This window comes from Brevibacillus gelatini (genome assembly GCF_003710935.1).
In the GTDB taxonomy this organism is placed as follows: Bacteria; Bacillota; Bacilli; order Brevibacillales; family Brevibacillaceae; genus Brevibacillus; species Brevibacillus gelatini.
Window position 1 is genome coordinate 126,104 of the sequence record NZ_RHHS01000027.1, and the last position, 17,274, is coordinate 143,377.

General features: G+C 56.1%; 16 protein-coding genes. 11 read left to right on the forward strand and 5 right to left on the reverse strand.

The features are described 5' to 3' along the window. The first annotated feature begins 9 nt into the window (after positions 1 to 9). Positions 10 to 1,746: an ABC transporter ATP-binding protein gene (locus EDM57_RS11265; protein ID WP_122904861.1), complete on the forward strand. Its 1,737-nt coding sequence runs from the start codon at positions 10 to 12 to the stop codon at positions 1,744 to 1,746. A gap of 1 nt (position 1,747) precedes the next feature. After that, complete coding sequence (locus EDM57_RS11270; protein ID WP_122904862.1) at positions 1,748 to 3,592, forward strand: ABC transporter ATP-binding protein; 1,845 nt, start codon at positions 1,748 to 1,750, stop codon at positions 3,590 to 3,592. Here the strand turns inward: EDM57_RS11270 and EDM57_RS11275 are convergent. Beyond that, complete coding sequence (locus EDM57_RS11275; protein WP_425455800.1) at positions 3,584 to 3,796, reverse strand: MBL fold metallo-hydrolase; 213 nt, start codon at positions 3,794 to 3,796, stop codon at positions 3,584 to 3,586. The two genes, EDM57_RS11270 and EDM57_RS11275, sit on opposite strands and share 9 nt — an antisense overlap. A 26-nt stretch (positions 3,797 to 3,822) precedes the next feature. On the opposite strand from EDM57_RS11275, the gene EDM57_RS11280 reads away from it, so the two are divergent. Together EDM57_RS11280 and EDM57_RS11285 are read left to right on the forward strand one after the other, a co-directional pair. Then, the gene (locus tag EDM57_RS11280) at positions 3,823 to 4,038 is read left to right on the forward strand and encodes a hypothetical protein (RefSeq protein ID WP_122904863.1); all 216 of its coding nucleotides are present in this window, start codon (positions 3,823 to 3,825) and stop codon (positions 4,036 to 4,038) included. A gap of 58 nt (positions 4,039 to 4,096) precedes the next feature. Further along, positions 4,097 to 4,927, forward strand: a complete 831-nt coding sequence (locus EDM57_RS11285; RefSeq protein WP_122904864.1) for a prohibitin family protein — start codon at positions 4,097 to 4,099, stop codon at positions 4,925 to 4,927. A gap of 56 nt (positions 4,928 to 4,983) precedes the next feature. On the opposite strand, the gene EDM57_RS11290 is transcribed toward EDM57_RS11285, so the two are convergent. Next, positions 4,984 to 5,373: a VOC family protein gene (locus EDM57_RS11290; protein ID WP_122904865.1), complete on the reverse strand. Its 390-nt coding sequence runs from the start codon at positions 5,371 to 5,373 to the stop codon at positions 4,984 to 4,986. A gap of 220 nt (positions 5,374 to 5,593) precedes the next feature. On the opposite strand from EDM57_RS11290, the gene hrpB reads away from it, so the two are divergent. After that, complete coding sequence (hrpB, locus tag EDM57_RS11295) at positions 5,594 to 8,107, forward strand: ATP-dependent helicase HrpB (protein ID WP_122904866.1); 2,514 nt, start codon at positions 5,594 to 5,596, stop codon at positions 8,105 to 8,107. 186 nt (positions 8,108 to 8,293) lie between these two features. Here the strand turns inward: hrpB and bluB are convergent, their stop codons facing one another. Continuing rightward, entirely contained in the window at positions 8,294 to 8,995 is a 702-nt protein-coding gene (bluB, locus tag EDM57_RS11300) for a 5,6-dimethylbenzimidazole synthase (RefSeq protein ID WP_122904867.1), read from the reverse strand. Positions 8,996 to 9,132: 137 nt separating this feature from the next. Between bluB and EDM57_RS11305 the strand changes: the two genes are divergently transcribed. The 5 genes from EDM57_RS11305 to EDM57_RS11325 all read left to right on the forward strand — a co-directional run bounded on the left by EDM57_RS11305 (position 9,133) and on the right by EDM57_RS11325 (position 14,969). Further along, on the forward strand, positions 9,133 to 9,816 hold the full coding sequence (locus EDM57_RS11305; protein WP_122904868.1) for a response regulator transcription factor: 684 nt from the start codon (positions 9,133 to 9,135) through the stop codon (positions 9,814 to 9,816). Continuing rightward, positions 9,809 to 11,215: a HAMP domain-containing sensor histidine kinase gene (locus EDM57_RS11310; RefSeq protein WP_211338238.1), complete on the forward strand. Its 1,407-nt coding sequence runs from the start codon at positions 9,809 to 9,811 to the stop codon at positions 11,213 to 11,215. Before EDM57_RS11305 ends, EDM57_RS11310 begins: the two co-directional genes overlap by 8 nt. A gap of 163 nt (positions 11,216 to 11,378) precedes the next feature. Beyond that, entirely contained in the window at positions 11,379 to 13,028 is a 1,650-nt protein-coding gene (locus EDM57_RS11315) for an efflux RND transporter periplasmic adaptor subunit (RefSeq protein ID WP_122904869.1), read from the forward strand. 4 nt (positions 13,029 to 13,032) lie between these two features. Then, positions 13,033 to 13,755 (forward strand): ABC transporter ATP-binding protein, encoded by a 723-nt coding sequence (locus EDM57_RS11320; RefSeq protein ID WP_122904870.1) that lies wholly within the window; start codon positions 13,033 to 13,035, stop codon positions 13,753 to 13,755. After that, positions 13,752 to 14,969 (forward strand): ABC transporter permease, encoded by a 1,218-nt coding sequence (locus tag EDM57_RS11325; protein WP_122904871.1) that lies wholly within the window; start codon positions 13,752 to 13,754, stop codon positions 14,967 to 14,969. Before EDM57_RS11320 ends, EDM57_RS11325 begins: the two co-directional genes overlap by 4 nt. A gap of 355 nt (positions 14,970 to 15,324) precedes the next feature. Here the strand turns inward: EDM57_RS11325 and EDM57_RS11330 are convergent, their stop codons facing one another. Continuing rightward, on the reverse strand, positions 15,325 to 15,657 hold the full coding sequence (locus EDM57_RS11330) for a hypothetical protein (RefSeq protein WP_122904872.1): 333 nt from the start codon (positions 15,655 to 15,657) through the stop codon (positions 15,325 to 15,327). Positions 15,658 to 15,918: 261 nt separating this feature from the next. Here EDM57_RS11330 and mscL point away from each other — a divergent pair, with 261 nt between their 5' ends. Next, positions 15,919 to 16,383 (forward strand): large conductance mechanosensitive channel protein MscL, encoded by a 465-nt coding sequence (mscL, locus tag EDM57_RS11335; RefSeq protein WP_122904873.1) that lies wholly within the window; start codon positions 15,919 to 15,921, stop codon positions 16,381 to 16,383. Between the two features lie 77 nt (positions 16,384 to 16,460). On the opposite strand, the gene EDM57_RS11340 is transcribed toward mscL, so the two are convergent. Beyond that, positions 16,461 to 17,231: a YheC/YheD family protein gene (locus EDM57_RS11340; RefSeq protein ID WP_122904987.1), complete on the reverse strand. Its 771-nt coding sequence runs from the start codon at positions 17,229 to 17,231 to the stop codon at positions 16,461 to 16,463. Between the last annotated feature and the right edge of the window lie 43 nt (positions 17,232 to 17,274).

The window sequence follows — 17,274 nt, forward strand, 5'->3', positions numbered from 1 at the left end:
GGTGAACACATGCGGTTTTATCGAAAATACATAAAGAAATACGGCGTGCTGGCGAGCATCACCATTATCTTTTTGATGGTGGAGGCGCTGTGTGATCTGTTTATGCCGACCATCATGTCGCGGATTATCGACATCGGAGTGGCGCAGCGCGACATGGATTACGTGCTGAAAACCGGGGGACTGATGCTCTTGATTACGGCGGTTGGCGCTGTCGCCGCCTCCATGCGCAACGTGTTTGCCAGTTATGTGTCGCAAAACTTCGGGTCGCAGTTGCGATTTGATTTGTTTGCCAAGGTGCAGTCCTTGTCGTTTGACAGTCTCAACAAGTTCGACCGGGCTTCGCTTGTCACCCGCCTGACAAATGATGTCAATCAGATACAGATGTTTGCCAACGGGATGATGCGCATTTTCGTCAAAGCGCCGCTGGTGTGCATCGGGGGACTGTTCATGGCGACGCAGTTGAACCCGGATTTGGCGGTCGTACTCGCTGTCGTCGTGCCGATTGTCGGCTTGCTGATCTTTTTGAATCTGAAAATCGGCTTTCCGCTTTTTCTCAAGGTGCAGCAAGCATTGGACCGGGTAAATGGAGCGATGCGCGAATATTTGGCGGGGGTGCGGGTCGTCAAGGCGTTCAACCGCTTTGATTTCGAGGTTGGCAAGTTCACGCGGGCCAACGAAGAGCTGCAAACGAAGTCGCTGTCTGCAACCCGCGTCATGTCCGTGTTCAGTCCGGCGATCATGCTTGTGGTCAACCTGGGGATTGTCGCCGTGCTCTGGCTGGGCGGCCTCGGCGTGGAGCAGGGAAATATCCAGGTCGGCCACATTATCGCGTTCATCAACTACATGACACAAATCTTGTTTTCCCTGATGATGATCTCCATGGTGTTCAACATGTTCGTGCGGGCCAGGGCGTCGGCAGGGCGGATCGCCGAAGTTTTCGCCGAAGAAAACCGGATGAGCTGGAAAGAGGACGCAGCACTTGGCCAGGAGCCGGGAGAAGAAAAAGGCCGGATCGACTTTGATGAGGTCAGCTTTTCGTACGAGGGCGAGGATGGACAGCCTGTGTTGAAGCGTATTTCGTTTTCGTGCCTGCCCGGAGAGACAGTGGGAATCATCGGCTCGACCGGGTCGGGGAAAAGCAGCCTGGTCAACCTGATTCCACGCTTCTACGATGTGACGGCAGGGACGGTTCGCGTAAACGGCCGGGATGTCCGCGAGGTTGATCCGGCCAGGCTGCGGGAAAAAATAGCAATCGTTCCGCAAAAGACGACGCTGTTTACGGGAACCGTGCTGGAAAACATCCGCTGGGGCAAAGAGGATGCCACGGAGGCGGAAGTGGAAGCAGCGGCCCGGATGGCGCAAGCCCACGAGTTTATTGCAGCGACACCGGAAGGCTACCAGACGCGTGTCGGCCAAGGCGGAGTCAATTTTTCCGGCGGGCAGAAACAGCGCATCTCCATCGCCAGGGCGTTGGTGAAAAAGCCGGAGATTCTCATTCTCGACGACAGCACGAGCGCGGTTGACGTCGCGACGGAAAGCAAGATCAAGGAAGCGTTGCAAACCTACGCAAAAGGGCTGACCTGCATCCTGATCGCGCAGCGGATCACCTCAGTGATGGATGCCGACAAGATCATCGTGCTCGACGACGGAGAGGTCGCCGGAATCGGCACGCATGAAACGCTGCTGGCTACGTGCCGGGTTTACCAGGAAATATTTACGTCGCAAATTGGCAAGGAGGTGGGCTAGGATGAGCAAGCAGCAAAAAGAACTTCCGGTTTTTGCTCCCGGTCCGGGCCGCGGCTTCAGACATGGCGGAGCGCGGGGGCCGGTGAGCAAGCCGAAAAACTTTTCCGCTACAGTAAAAAGGCTCTGGCAAGCGTTCGGACGGGAAAAAAGATGGCTGCCGCTCGTGTTCGCCATTGTCTGCGCAGACGGGTTGCTGATGCTCTCGGCTCCGTACCTGATCGGAAAGGCAATCGACGCAATGACAGGCATAGAACAGTCGTTCAGCTTTTTGTCGATCATCATTCTCGCGTTGCTCGGCTCGTACATCGCAGACGGAGCCTTGACGTTTTTGCAGGGCTGGCTGATCGCGGGCATCACGCAGCGGATCGTGACCAACATGCGGCAAGCTTTGTTTGAAAAGCTGCAAAAGCTGCCGATTGCCTTTTTCGACTCGCGCACGCACGGCGAGCTGATGAGCCGCCTGACCAACGATATTGACAACGTCAGCAACTCGATCTCGCAGTCGACGACACAGTTGATGTCCGGGGTCATCGCAATCGCCGGATCACTGGTGATGATGCTCGTGCTCTCGCCGATCCTCACACTCGCCTGCCTGATTACGGTGCCGCTCGTCTTTTTGCTCACCCGTACGATTGCGAAGCGAACCAGTGTGCTGTTCAAACATCAGCAAAGCGAGCTGGGCAAGCTGAACGGTCACATTGAAGAGACGATTTCCGGGATTCAGGTCGTCAAGGCGTTCAACCACGAGGAAAAAGCGATTGCCGACTTTGCCGCGATCAACGACAGGCTGTGCAAGGTCGGAATGAAGGCGCAAATCTGGTCGGGCTTTTTGATGCCGATTATGAACGTGATTAACAACCTTGGCTTTGCGGTTGTGGCCATTGTCGGAGGGATACTGGCAGTCAAAGGGATGATTACCGTCGGGGTGATCGCCAGCTTTCTCAGCTATTCGCGGCAGTTTGTCCGCCCGTTAAACGATCTCGCCAACATTTTCAACGTGCTGCAGTCCGGCGTAGCGGGCGCGGAGCGGGTGTTCGAGGTGCTGGATGAGCGGGAGGAAACGCTCGATGCCCCGGACGCCGCTGTGCTCGCGCAGCCAAAAGGACACGTTGTATTCGACCGGGTGAGCTTCGGCTATCGCCCTGACCAGCCGATTTTGCAAAACGTCAGCTTCGAGGCGCAGGCGGGAAGCATGACGGCTCTGGTCGGTCCGACGGGTGCGGGCAAAACGACCATCGTCAATTTGCTGACGCGTTTTTACGATGTGACGGAAGGAACGATCTACCTCGACGGCAAAGACATCCGCGAATACACACGGGACAGCCTGCGCAGAAGCTTTGGCTTCGTTTTGCAGGACACGTACCTGTTTTCCGGGACGATCAAGGAAAATATCATGTACGGCAAGCCTGACGCGACAGACGCCGAGGTCGAGGCAGCCGCGAAAATGGCGCATGCCGATGTGTTCATCAATCGGCTGCCCAAAGGCTACGATACGCAGTTGACGGAAAACGGCGGCAATTTGAGCCAGGGGCAGCGCCAGCTTTTGGCGATTGCCCGCGTGATTCTCGCCCGCCCGGCGCTGCTGATTCTCGACGAGGCGACGAGCAGCATCGACACGCGGACAGAGCTGATTATCCAGGATGCGCTTGCAAAGGTCATGGAAGGACGCACGAGCTTCGTGATCGCGCACAGGCTCGGCACGATCCGCGACGCCGATACGATCATGGTCGTGGATCGCGGGGAGATTGTGGAAAAAGGCAGCCACGACGATCTGCTCGCGCAAAAAGGAATGTACTACCAGTTGTTTTACAACCAGTTCAAGAACTTGTACGCCGCATCATCCTGATACAAGCAGCCCCCCGTGGTAGCAGACGATCTGCTCGATCTCGTAGTCGAGCAGGCGGCGCACGGAGCGGATCGCTTCCGGCAGGTCGAGCGTGTATTGCGGATTGGCGATAGCGAGCTTGCCATGTTCGATGACGACGGCGTCGCGAGCGCTTGCTTTTGTTGTACGGCTACGCGCTTCTTGTTCAGCCTCATGCTTGTGCAAAGAACGAAAGGAGTAGAGATGAATCGATGACCATTGGCGGTTTTCAAAGCGGCTTTTCGGCCAGAAAAGTGCCGCGCTCGGAAGTGAAGTGGGAGCAGTTTCTCATCTGCAGCCACGGCTGCGAGGAAGTCATCCAACTGATTTCCCACGTATCCGGCGAGGTCGAGTTTGAACTGTGCAAAATCGAGGCCGAGCGCATGGGGAAGGTGCTGCTTGCGGCAGCAAAGACAGAAAGTTGTTGAAACTTGGCGTCTGCTGACCCGTATGTATAAACGAACAGATAAAAAGGGGAGGCGGAACATGAACGACAACAACGTAGTGAAAATGAATCCGTTCCAAGCCGGGGGTAAGCTGCTCACAACCATTCTCGTCCTTGCCGTATTGGTCTTTCTCGGGACCCAATCGTTCACGATCATATCAGCGGGGCATAGCGGTGTCGTGCTGCAGTTGGGCGCGGTACAGCCAAAAGTATTGCAGGAAGGCATGCACTTTAAAATTCCTTTTATCCAAACCGTCATTCCGATGGAGGTACGGGTACAAAAATCCGAGTCGAGCCAAACGTCTGCTTCGCGTGACCTGCAAACCGTCTCGACGACCATTGCGGTCAACCACCATCTGGACAGCGAAAACGTCAACAAGCTGTACCAGCAGGTGGGGCTGGAATACAACAGCCGCATTGTCGACCCGGCGATCGCCGAAGCGCTGAAAGCGGTCACGGCGCAGTACACGGCAGAAGAATTGATCTCCAAGCGCTCCGAGGTGAGCAGCAAAGTCAAGGAAGCGCTGCGGCAAAAGCTGTCTGCCTACCACATCATTCTCGATGAGATCAACATTCGCGAGTTTACGTTCAGCGATGAGTTTAACCGCGCAATCGAGTCGAAGCAAATAGCTGAGCAGCAGGCGCTCAAGTCGAAGCTCGACCTGGAGCGGATCAAGATCGAAAAGGAACAGGAGATCACGCGCGCGCAGGCACAGGCCGAAGCACTGCGCCTGCAAAAGCAGGAGGTTACACCGGAGCTGATTCAGCTCAGACAGATCGAAGCGCAGCTGGAAGCGATTCGCAAGTGGGACGGCAAGCTGCCGAACGTCACAGGCGGCGTGACTCCGTTCATCAACGTCGGAAACCAGTAATGACAGCAACGAAGACCATCCGGGCCGAAAATCAGCCGGATGGTCTTCGTTTTGCCTTAGCGCGTACTCTCAAACAACTCCAGCCATTCGCCGTCCGGCCCGCGGAAAAACATGTAGCGGGAGCCGTTGGGCAGCGTCGTGATCGCTTCGTCGATGAAGGAGACGTCAAGCTGTTTCAGCCGCTCGATCTCGGCTTCGAGGTTATCTACCGCAAACGCGAGATGATGCACCTTGCCTTCCTCCGGCAGCGCGTCGTTGTAGCCGTGAATCAGCTCCAGCTCGGTTTCTGTGCTGCCGGGAAACCCGAGAAAAGCAAGCGTAATAATCTGATTGGAATGCACGAGTGTCCCTTTCAGCTCCATGCCGATCACTTTCGTGTAAAAGGCGATGGACGCCTCCAAATCTTTGACCATCAGCCCGACGTGCTCGATTTTTTTGATTGCCATGCGTGATTTCGTCCTTTCCCTGACAAGCTCGTTTTCTTTATTTTAGAAGATTTTTTGCGAAAAGTCTGCCTATCTCATGCTGCTTGCAGTTCGGAGACGTGACTTGTGCCGATGGCTTCCATGACATGGGGGGATTATTCAGTCATTTCGCAATTTCGTTTCCTGGCCTGCCGATCGTGTATGATGGTTACAGAATGGTCCGGACAAGAGGTGGAAAAAGATGAAGCAATTGCCGATCGATGCAGTATTGCCGGAGCTGACCGCGGCGCTCGCCAAAAGCAGCAGCGCCGTCCTGGTCGCCGCTCCCGGAGCAGGGAAAACAACCAGGGTGCCGCTCGCTTTTCTGGAGCAGGCATGGCTATCAGAAAAACGCATTCTCATGCTGGAGCCGCGGCGGCTGGCAGCGCGGGCGGCTGCGGACTACATGGCGCGGCAGCTTGGCGAGCAAGTGGGCGAGACGGTAGGGTATCGGGTCAAGCACGATACGCGAGTCGGCCCGCGCACGCGAATTGAAGTGATAACGGAAGGAATATTGACGCGGATGCTCCAGGACGATCCCGAACTTGCAGGTGTCGGCCTGCTCATTTTCGACGAGTTTCACGAACGGAGCCTGCATGCCGATCTGGGACTGGCGCTCAGCTTGCAGGCGCAAAGCTTGTTTCGCGAAGACTTGCGCATTCTGGTCATGTCGGCGACACTGGCGGCGGAGCCTGTCGCCCGCCTGCTGGGGGATGCTCCTGTCATCGTGAGTGAAGGCAGAGCGTTTCCCGTCGAGACACGCTTTTTGCCGAAGCCGTGGACGGGCGCGGTCGAGGAAGCAGTCACCCGCACCGTTTTGGCGGCGTTGGCGGAGGAGCCTGGGGATGTGCTCGTGTTTTTGCCGGGAGCCAAAGAAATTCGCACGACGCAGGCATTGCTGGCCAAAAGCGGGCTCGCTGCAAACGTGCGCGTCTGCCCGCTGTACGGGGCGCTGGCGCAGCACGAGCAGGATGCGGCGATTCAACCGGGCCAAGCGGGCGAGCGAAAAGTTGTGCTCGCCACCTCGATTGCGGAGACGAGCCTGACCGTCGAGGGCGTGCGAATCGTGATTGACAGCGGTTGGAAAAGGCTGCCGCGCTTTTCTTCGCGCACCGGGATGACGAGGCTGGAGACGGTTCGGGTGTCGCGGGCGGCTGCCGACCAGCGCAGAGGGAGGGCAGGCAGGCTTGAAGCAGGTGTCTGTTACCGGCTGTGGACAGAGCAGGAGGACCGGAGGCTTGCAGCGCACGAGCCACCGGAAATCACAGAAGCAGACCTCGCCCCGCTCGCCCTGGAACTGGCAGCCTGGGGCGTAAAGGAGGTGGAGGAGTTGCAATGGCTGGATGTTCCGCCAAAAGCCGCTTTGGCCCAGGCGCGGGAGTTGCTTCAGCAACTGGGGGCGCTGGACGGGCACAGCCAGATTACCGCACACGGCCGAGTGCTGGCCGGGATGGGGCTGCATCCAAGGCTTGGGCACATGATTCAACAAGCGGGCAAGATCGGGCTTGGAGAGCTGGCCTGCGAACTGGCCGTACTGCTGGAAGAGCGGGATATCGTCCGGGGCCGAGCGGCTTTTGCCGACGCGGACATCAGCTCGCGGGTAGAGCTTTTGCGGCTCGTCGCCGGAAAAAAAGACGGGACACGCGCTGGTGCGGAAGGACAGGTGGATGAAGCACTTTGTCGGCGGCTGTGGAGCGAAGCGGCGCAACTCAAGCGGCAGTGGGGAAGCGCGAGTACGGTTGAAAACGTGGTGGACATTAGCCAGACGGGCAGGCTGTTGGCCTTTGCCTACCCGGACCGGATCGCCCAGCGCCGGGGAGACGGGCGATACTTGCTGCGAAATGGCCGCGGCGCGGCGTTTGCGGTTGAACAGCCTTTGGCTTTTGCCCCGTATGTAGTCGCGCCGCTGTTGGACGATCAGGGAGCGGACAGCCGGATCATGCTCGCAGCAGCGGTGGAGGAAAGCGACCTGTACCGTGACTGGTCGGGGCAAATCACGGAGGAAACGTCTGTCTGGTGGGACCGTTCCGCTCAGGCGGTGCGGGCGCGTACGCGAAAAAAGCTCGGGGCATTCGTCTTGCAGGAGGTGGCGGCAGAAGCGGAAGCCGATGCAGTGCTGCAGGCTCTGCTTGCGGGCATCCGGACGGAAGGGCTGGAGCTTTTGCCGTGGAGCCGTCACGCCCGCCAGTTCAGAGAGCGGCTGCAGTTCATGCACAGCATTTTGCCGGACTGGCCCAGGGCAGATGACGAAGCCTTGCTCGACACGCTGGAGGAATGGCTTGCGCCGCATGTGTACGGCATGCGCAAAAAAGACGAACTGCAAGAGCTGTCCATGACTGCGGTGCTGGAAGGGATGTTGAGCTGGGAAGAACGGCAGCAGCTGGATGAGTACGCACCTGCGCATATCATCGTTCCAAGCGGCTCGAAAATCGCTGTCGACTACAGCGACCCTGCCGCGCCGTGCCTGTCTGTGAAGCTGCAGGAGCTGTTCGGCTGGCACGATACACCGCGCATCGGCCGGGGCAAGGTGCCGCTGACGCTGCACCTGCTCTCCCCGGCACAGCGTCCGGTGCAGGTGACGCGAGACTTGGCCAGCTTTTGGCAGCAGACGTACTTTGAGGTGAAAAAAGACTTGAAAGGGCGCTACCCGAAGCATTACTGGCCGGATGATCCGCTCGCCGCGATCCCGACGAACCGGGTGCGCCCGCAGAAATAGTCCATTGGGGCTTTGCGGGCCTGCCGCTTTTGTAGAGATCGAACCAGAAAAAGCCGACGGGCGCAACCAGGCTCAGGGCGATATTTCCCAACTTCCTAGTTCCATGTGCGCAAGTCGGCTGCAAACTGAAACTTTCACGCGTTTTGCGTCCGTCAAGAACATGACGCGATTCACGTACTACCCTCTCTATTTTCTTGGGGCTGCCTCTTCATCGGGCAGTCCTTTTTGTTTGTCGGAAGCGCTGTTTCCCCAGCGACCGCGATAGATCAACTGCTGCAGGTCCTCCCGCTTTGCCCATTGGTGTATCTCCAAAAGCGGCCGATCCGGGTAATGATCGGTATAGCCGATGGACAACAGCGCTACCGGATCGATGTGCGGCGGGATGTTCAGGATGCGGCGGACGTCCGCTTTTTTGTAAAAGCTGACCCATCCCATCGCCAAATCTTCCGCGTACGCTGCGAGCCACATGTTTTGGATGGCACAACTGACCGACATGATGTCTGTCTCGGGAATCGAATTGCGCCCGAGCACGTGATCGCCGCCGCGTGTCGGGTCGCAGGTGACGCAGATCGTGAGCGGCGCTTCCATGATGCCTTGAACTTTCAGCGCGAGAAAAGAAGCTTCGCGCCCAGTTCCTTCGTAGTGGATGGCGAGAGCGCGCCGCTCCTTGTCTGCACAGTCAGCCAGCGCCTGCTTGGTCGGCTCGTCCTCTACGAGAATAAAATTCCACGGCTGCATGAATCCGACGGAAGGGGCGTGATGGGCAGCGGCCAAAATCATGGCAATTTTTTCAGGCGGAATCGGATCAGGGCGAAACGTGCGTATATCGCGACGATTGCTGATAGCCTTGTACAGACCGTTTTTTTCTTCCGGAGTCAAACGTTTCATGAATCAAACCTCCCTGTTAGCTACGGCTTCCTTCATTTTATCGGTGTGCAAGCTCATGTACTAGACATTTGCTTGACATATTCATGTCCTACGCTAAAGAGAGTAGACCTGTCCGTTTTGAGGGGAGCGAAACTGGAATGACCAATATCCTGATCGTGGAAGACGAGTTGCCCATCTCTCGGGTGTTGAAGGCGTATTTGGAAAAGCATCAGTTTTCAGTCGAGCAGGCGTTCAACGGAGACGAGGCCCAGCACAAGTTCGACTCGTTCAATCCCGCCCTGGTGCTGCTCGACGTCATGCTGCCGGGCCGGAGCGGGTGGAGCATTTTGGAATACATACGGTCGAAAAGCTCTTGTCCCGTCATCATGCTGACGGCGCTCGGGCATATCGACAACAAGCTTGCCGGGCTGAATCAGGGAGCGGACGACTACATCACCAAGCCGTTTATTGCCGATGAAGTCGTGGCCCGTGTCAAGGCTGTGCTGCGCCGCTCCAAGCAAATTATCGAAGGAGATCAGGTCAAGCAGTTCGGCAGCCTGAAAATTGACTTCAAGGCGTATACGGTTACGCTGCACGGCGTTGAACTGTCGTTTACGCCAAAAGATTTGTCGCTGTTTCTGTTTCTCGCCCAGTACAAAAATCAGACGTTTACGCGGGAGCAACTGATTGAGCAAGTGTGGGGAATGGATTACGAGGGCAGCGACCGTGCCGTGGACCTCGCCATCAAGCGTATCCGCCGAGCGCTGGAAAACTGGCCTGCGTCCGAAGGGGAAATCCGCACGTACCGTGGCTTGGGTTACAAGCTTTGCGTCTATGAGTGAGAAAAAGCGCATTTCCCTGTTTCGCTATTGGACGACCCGGTATTTAATCACCCTTTGCATCGGCCTTTTGTTCATCGGCATCGCTTCCAGCCTTTGGATCAACTACAGTGAGAAGCAAAAGCGGCTGGACTTCATGCGGCTGATGGCAGCCGAGGTGTCTGATCGCGTAGTGGATGCCAATGGGCGGGTTATCATGGAGCCATTTTTGTTCCGCCTGCTCGACAGCCGCCAGGAGTCGCTGCGCGTCAACTACAAGCCGTTCATGGTCATTTTGGATGCGGATCGCCGCGCGGTGTTCAGCGGGCCGGGGCCGTTCAGCTCCGAGCTCAGGCGGATGGCCCGCGATCTGGTAGAAGCCGACGAAAGCATGTCGCAGCTGGAGCTGGGACGGGGAGAAAAGCTGCTTTTTGTGAAAAAAAGCATCCGGGTCAACCAGCAAACGGTCGGCTGGGTCATGCTGTTTACGCCGATGCAGGATTTGACGCGCAGCACGACCGAGTTTCAGCTTTTGTTCATCATGCTCATCAGCCTTGGACTGCTCGGCTGGCTCGTCATCTATCGATTGACGAAAAAGCTGTCGACGCCGATCAAGGACGTGGCAGACGCAGCCAAGCAGATCGTCATGGGCAATTACGACATTCATCTGCAAAAAGACAGGCGCGAGGAAGAGATTTACGAGCTGATCCACTCGTTCAAGGAAATGGCGGATCGCCTGCGGCAGCTGGAGCTGATGCGCACCGAGCTGTTGGCCGGAGTGACGCATGAGCTGAAAACGCCTGTCACGTCGATCAGTGGGCTGGTGCAGGCGGTCAAGGACGACATCGTCGGCGGCGAGGAAGCGAAGGAGTTTCTGGAGATTTGCTCGAAGGAAACGGCCCGGCTGCAAAAAATGGTCGAGGATTTGCTCGACTTCAACTCTTTTGTCGTCGGAGATATTCGCATTCGCCGCGAGCAGCAAAACATGTACGAGCTGGTACAGGAGATTACCCATCAGTGGCAGATCGTACAGGAGGCCGAGCAGATTGAGCTGTCCATCGTCAAGCCGGAGGAGCCGATCATGGCACACACCGATCCGCTTCGTGTGCAGCAAATTTTGTACAACCTGTTAAACAACGCCGCGCAAGCCATGAACTCGGCCGGAAAAATCGTCGTTTCCCTGTCTCGTACGGGCGATGAAATTCGCATTGATGTCAAAGATACAGGCTCGGGCATCCCGGAAGCGGAGCAGAAGCTTATTTTCGAGCGTTTTTACCGGGGCGAGGAAAAGAAGCATCTCGTCCGCGGGCTCGGCCTTGGCCTGTCGTTCAGCAAAATGATCGCGCACGCGCTGGGGGGCACGCTGCTGCTCTCGGAAAGCAGCCGGTCAGGAAGTACGTTTACGTTGATTTTGCGAGCCTAACCACAAAGGGTACAGTCGACCAGACAAATGAGCTGGTCGATTTTTGCTTTTCACACCATTCCCTTCCATCTGACTTTTCCCTGACGTATTCGTTCCGTATATTGATCGCTACAGGGAAGCCAAGCTGCTTCCCGGTCATTTTGCAATGGCAGGAGGATTTGGTGTGACGCAATCGGAGAAAAAGCGGACGTTGTTTTCGGGGACGCGAAATAGCAAGAAGAAATGGGTCATCATCGGACTGGCTGTCGCGGTGATTACGGGAGGTGGCGTGTTCGGATACCAGACGCTTTTGACGCCGGAACGGGCACAGGCAGCGTATCGGATTGTCACGGTGAAAAGGGGCGATGTTTCGGAAACGGTGCTGGCGTCAGGGACCGTTCAGGCTTCCAAGCGTTCCTCGCTCTCGTTTTCAGACGCAGAAGACGCCAAGGATGCCATCTCGACGATCCAGGTCAAAATCGGCGATCGCGTGAAGGCGGGGCAAGTGCTGGCTACGATGGATGATTCCGTCGCCAAAATCCAGGTGAACAACGCCCAGGCGAATTTGCTGTCTGCACAAGCCAAGCTGGAAGAGGCGCAAAAGCGCAAAAGCGCGGCTGAGATCAGCTCGCTGCAGGCGGCTGTCACGCAGGCGAAAAACGAGCTGGAGCTGGCGAAGCAAAATATCGACGGGCAAAAGGCGACAAACGATCTCGCCAAGGCGAAGGACAATCTCGACAACGCCCAGAAAACGTTTGACTCGCAAAAGGTGCTGTTTGAGGCAGGGGCGATCTCGCAGACCGAGTACGACAACGCGCGCAACGCTTTGGAGCAGGCGAAGCGGGATTACAACTCGGCCGTGCTGACAGCCGGACAGGCGAACTCGCAGTCTGGCGTAAAGGTCGAGCAGGCACTCGCTTCCTATCAGACGGCACAGGAGGCGTTGAATGAAGCACTGGAAGGGCCGGATGCGGCGACGATTCTCGCGGCGAAGGCTGCCGTGGAACAGGCGAAGGCCGAGTTGCAAAAAGCGCAAAAGGCGCTGAACGCCGTGACACTGCGAGCGCCGATGGACGGGGTGATCGTCCAGGTGAACGGCAACGTCGGCGAGATTCCAGGCAATGATTTTATTATTATGGATAATTCCGATTCCGGCGAGCTGGAGGTACTGGCCCAGATCAGCCAGAGCGACATCGGAAAAGTAAAAGAAGGCTTGCCCGTGTCGTTTACGACCAGCTCGTATCCGGATGATACCTTTACCGGAAAAGTCAAGCTGATATACCCGGAGGCGAAGACGGATTCCGGTGTCACCAGCTATGATGTGCTGCTATCGGTCACAAACAAGGACAGCAAGCTGAAGATCGGGATGACGATGAACGTTACGATTGAACTGGGAACGCACAAAGATGTGCTGTACTTGCCAGCCGCTGCCTTGCAGACGCAAAACGGCAAGGACGGCGTCTACCTGATGTCCGCAGGTGAGAACAGTGCCAAAGCAGCGGGCAATGCCAGTGGACAGTCCGAGGCCAGGTCAGAGGCGCAAGCAAAGCCGCAAGGGAATCAGGCAGGAGAACGCACGACCGCAAGAGAAGGCAGAATGGCTTCCATGCCGTACCAGTTCGTGCCGATCAAGATCGGGTTCTTTGCGGCGGATCGGGTGGAAGTGGTGGAAGGCCTGAAGGAAGGGGACAGAGTCGTCATCCCGATCAGCATAAGTACAAGCTCGTCGACAGCCAATCAAAACGGTGTCCGCATGGGAGGCGGAATGACTGGCGGAATGCCCGGCTTTGGCGTCTTCCCCGGCGGCGGAGGCGGCCAGATGAGGGGACGATGAGAAGATGAGACCAGTCATACAAATCGAAGACCTGAAAAAGCAGTATCAGATCGGCGACCAGGAAATTTACGCACTGCGCGGTGTCAGTCTGACTATTGAGGAAGGCGACTTTGTGGCGATCATGGGGCCGTCCGGCTCTGGCAAGTCGTCGATGATGAACGTGATCGGCTGCCTTGACAAGCCGACGTCGGGGGAGTTTTATTTGGACGGCTACCCTGTGTCCGAGGCGCACGATGACGAGCTGGCAGAGATCCGCAATCAGAAGATCGGCTTTGTTTTTCAAAACTTCCATCTGCTCCCGCGCACGACAGCGGTGGAAAATGTAGAGCTGCCGATGCTGTACGGCGGCACGCCTGCCAAGGAGCGCAGGGAGAGAGCGATCAAGGCGCTGGTCAGCGTAGGGCTGGCGGAGCGGTTGTACAACAAGCCAAACGAGCTGTCAGGCGGCCAGCAGCAGCGGGTTTCCATCGCCCGGGCGCTGGTCAATGATCCGGTCATTTTGCTCGCGGACGAGCCGACTGGCGCATTGGATACGAAGACGAGCGAAGAGATCATGGGCATTTTTCAGCGGCTCAATGACGAAGGCAAGACGGTTATTCTCGTCACGCATGAACCGGATATTGCCGAGTATGCCAAGCGGATTGTCCGTTTTCGCGACGGACAGATCATCGCCGACGAAGTGGTAAAAGAGCGCAGAAGAGCGTGGACAGAGGAAGTGAGAACATGAGCTTGATCGAGTGTGTGCGCATATCGTTTCGCAGCATCCGGACAAACGGCTTGCGCTCTGTGCTCACGATGCTGGGCATTATTATCGGGGTAGCCGCTGTTATTGCGATGGTCGCGATCGGGGAGGGGACTTCCTCTTCTGTCGCCTCGCAGATCAACGGCCTGGGCAGCAATCTGCTGATTGTCTCGCCAGGACAGGCGACGCAAGGGCGGGTCAGCCTGGGAGCCGGGTCGCTGAATACGTTGACGATGGCGGACGCAGAAGCGATCGCGGAACACGAATCGGTAGCCGGAGTCGCACCGAGTGTCAACGGCCGCGCCCAGATCGTCTGGGGCAGCAGCAACTATTCCAGCACGCTGGAGGGAACGACCGCCGATTTTTTAAGCGTGCGCAATGCAGAGGTGGCACAAGGGCGGTTTTTCACGAACTTCGAGGTGACGCGGCAGTTTAATGTCGCAGTCGTCGGGACAGAGGTCGTCAGCAACCTGTTCAAGGACACGACGACAAACCCGGTGGGGCAAACGGTGCAGATCAATCGTGTGCCGTTTACGATCATCGGCGTGTTAAAAAGTCAGGGCAGCTCCGGCATGACGAACAACGACGACAGGATTCTCATCCCGATTACGACTGCGATGAGCCGTCTGACAGGGGGCAAAAACGTCGGCACGATCTACGTTTCGGCGGCGTCCTCCGACTTGATGGAAACGGCGGAGCAAGACATTCGCCAGACGCTGCGTGTCCAGCACAACCTGCGGCCGCAAGCGGAAGACGATTTTCGCATCCGGTCTCAATCCGACATCTTGAGCACGGCACAGGAAGTATCGAGCTCGATGACGGCGCTCTTGTCCGGCATTGCAGCGATCTCGCTGATTGTCGGAGGGATCGGGGTGATGAACATCATGCTCGTGTCCGTGACGGAGCGCACGCGTGAAATCGGGATTCGCAAGGCGATTGGGGCCAAGCGCCGGGATATTATGCGCCAGTTTTTGATCGAGGCAGTCACGCTCAGTCTGATCGGCGGCATTTTGGGAATCATCGTCGGGGTGGGGGCGGCGATCCTTGTCAGCAAGCTCGGCTCGCTGGCAACCTCGATCAGCGTGACCCCGATTTTGTACGCATTTTTGACTTCGTCTTTGGTAGGCGTGATCTTTGGCGTCTACCCTGCACGCAAGGCTGCCCAGCTGAAACCGATTGATGCGCTTCGCTACGAATAAATGAAGTTGTTTCCCAATATTTCGCTATAAAACAAAAGCTGACACTTTTCGATAAGAGAGATTCATAGTACAATTCCATTATGAACGAACTTGGGGAAGTTCGGGATGGCGGTACCAAAACTGTGCAGGAGGGCCGCCTCTTTTTTTAAAGCGCGGCAAATTTTGCGCGATAGGCCCGGCGCAGACGGTCCGGACTCGCAACGAACCCACCGTTTTGAAAGTGGATACAATAGGCACTATTACCTAAATGTACAGCTGGACCACATGGGTCCAACGATATAGAATGAGGGTATTCACGTGAATACTTCCGTACTACCCTTTTCCCAGGAAGCGATCCTGGGATTTTTTGTTTGGTTTAAGCAGACGTATTTTTCGGGGAGAAGCTGCCTTTCAGCAAGGCTTCAATCAGTTGCTCCTGCGAGAGCGAGATCGAGATGCCGGGATCGGGCAGGTCGGCGTGAAAGCGGTTTTCCTTGTACAAATACCACATGGAGCCAGTCGGTTGCAGCGAGTAGAGCTTGATATTTTCCTTCGTCTCTTGTCCGATTCTGGCAATATCGCGCAAGGAAGTAAAAAGCTCTCCCCACACAGGCAAATATGGCTTTGTCTTGGATTGGATGATCGCGCGGATGAGTTGCTTTTTGGCGAGTAAAAGCGTTTCGGCTACGTGGTTTTCCACTGGGGGCATGTCATCTGCTCCTTTTTCATAGACTGTCGAAAAATGTACAATCCAGTCTGATAAAAGTGTGGATGTTGACGAATCATGTCGAAACTAGAAAATAGTTTAAAATAGTCCCAAACTTGTTTCAATAGGAGAGAGGACGCATGTGTACGGGCATTTGACGGTTGCAGCCGATTCAGATAGCATAGGGACAACGCATTTTGCAAAAAAACATTTTATCCGGCATTATTTGCAGCCTGTCTGTCACGGAAAAAAGGAGGATTTTTGATGTGGAAAGAGTTTAAAGAGTTTGCCTTAAAAGGAAATGTGCTGGATCTGGCTGTCGGGGTTGTCATCGGCGGTGCCTTCGGAAAGATCGTCACCTCGCTGGTAAACGACATTATTACACCGCTAATCGGTCTCTTGTTGGGCAAGGTTGATTTTACGAATCTGTTTATCACGTTGAACGGTGCCGATTACAACACGCTTGAGGAAGCAAAAAAAGCCGGGGCCGCGACTCTCAACTACGGTCTTTTCCTGAATTCTGTCATTGATTTTCTGATTATCGCGTTTTCCATCTTCATCGTTATCAAACAGTTGAACCGCTTCAAGCGCAAGCAGGAAGTGGTCAAAGCGCCGGAAACGACGAAGGAATGCCCGCATTGCATCACGACCATTCCGATCAAGGCGACCCGTTGCCCGCATTGCACCTCCATGCTGGATTCAAACGGAGCGGCACTGGCGCACGAATAACAACAAGCTTGACCGATCAACAGACGCAAATGAAAAAGCAAACCGGCCATCTGGTGCGGCTTGCTTTTTTTCTTTCCTCAAACGTTTTTCTTTTTGCGCTTCACCCGGTTTTTGTACTGATAATGCAGCCGCTTGATGGTGCGAAAGTATGTTTTGTCCTTGAGCTTCGCAAACAGGGCGTGAGAAGGAAAGTCGTAGTTGACCTCGATGATCGAGAGCTGGCCCGCTTTGTCGATGGCGAAATCAACCCCGATCTGTGCGCTGTGGCGGTACTTGTTGAAGTGGGCGCAGACGCGGTGACTGACCCGGATCAGCCGGGAGACGACTTCCTTGATTTTTTCCGGTGCAACTGCTCCTGATTTGGCCAGAGCGTAAGGAACGGTCACGGCATAGCCGCCGCCACGGGCGACGTTCGTAATGACGCTGTCAGACCCGGCTACTTTTGCCAGCATCCCGGCATACTGCCATTTCCCGAGACCGTTGCGCATCATCATGACGCGAATGTCGAACGGACGGCCATTCAGCTCAGCCAGATCCAGCCCTTTTTGGATGATGTAGTTTTTTTCGGTGCACTGGCGGGCAAGCTGCTGCTTCAGCTCCGCAAGCGAGCCTGCCCGTACAGGCTCTCCGCGCTCTTTTACAAACTGGTAGCCATCCGCCGTTTTGGAGACGCGCATGATGCCTTTGCCCATATGGGTGCGCGTCGGTTTGATGTAGACGGTCGTGTACTTGGAAAGATAGGGTTCCAACAGAGCGGGCTGGTACAAGTCGGTAGGGGGCAAATACGGACGAATGTGCGGGCTTTTGGAAAAAAACTGATGAAGGCTCCATTTGGAGGAGGGGATCAAGTCAGACACCTCGCCTTTTTGCAAAGATCAAAGTTCCATTCTT

Coding starts and splice junctions, on each gene's coding strand:
- EDM57_RS11310 (WP_211338238.1), top strand. CDS start 9,809: ATGAGTGAGAAAAAGCGCATTTCCCTGTTTCGCTATTGGACGACCCGG.
- EDM57_RS11305 (WP_122904868.1), top strand. CDS start 9,133: ATGACCAATATCCTGATCGTGGAAGACGAGTTGCCCATCTCTCGGGTG.
- bluB (WP_122904867.1), bottom strand. CDS start 8,995: ATGAAACGTTTGACTCCGGAAGAAAAAAACGGTCTGTACAAGGCTATC.
- EDM57_RS11265 (WP_122904861.1), top strand. CDS start 10: ATGCGGTTTTATCGAAAATACATAAAGAAATACGGCGTGCTGGCGAGC.
- EDM57_RS11290 (WP_122904865.1), bottom strand. CDS start 5,373: ATGGCAATCAAAAAAATCGAGCACGTCGGGCTGATGGTCAAAGATTTG.
- EDM57_RS11280 (WP_122904863.1), top strand. CDS start 3,823: ATGACCATTGGCGGTTTTCAAAGCGGCTTTTCGGCCAGAAAAGTGCCG.
- EDM57_RS11325 (WP_122904871.1), top strand. CDS start 13,752: ATGAGCTTGATCGAGTGTGTGCGCATATCGTTTCGCAGCATCCGGACA.
- EDM57_RS11330 (WP_122904872.1), bottom strand. CDS start 15,657: ATGCCCCCAGTGGAAAACCACGTAGCCGAAACGCTTTTACTCGCCAAA.
- hrpB (WP_122904866.1), top strand. CDS start 5,594: ATGAAGCAATTGCCGATCGATGCAGTATTGCCGGAGCTGACCGCGGCG.
- EDM57_RS11320 (WP_122904870.1), top strand. CDS start 13,033: ATGAGACCAGTCATACAAATCGAAGACCTGAAAAAGCAGTATCAGATC.
- EDM57_RS11285 (WP_122904864.1), top strand. CDS start 4,097: ATGAACGACAACAACGTAGTGAAAATGAATCCGTTCCAAGCCGGGGGT.
- EDM57_RS11270 (WP_122904862.1), top strand. CDS start 1,748: ATGAGCAAGCAGCAAAAAGAACTTCCGGTTTTTGCTCCCGGTCCGGGC.
- mscL (WP_122904873.1), top strand. CDS start 15,919: ATGTGGAAAGAGTTTAAAGAGTTTGCCTTAAAAGGAAATGTGCTGGAT.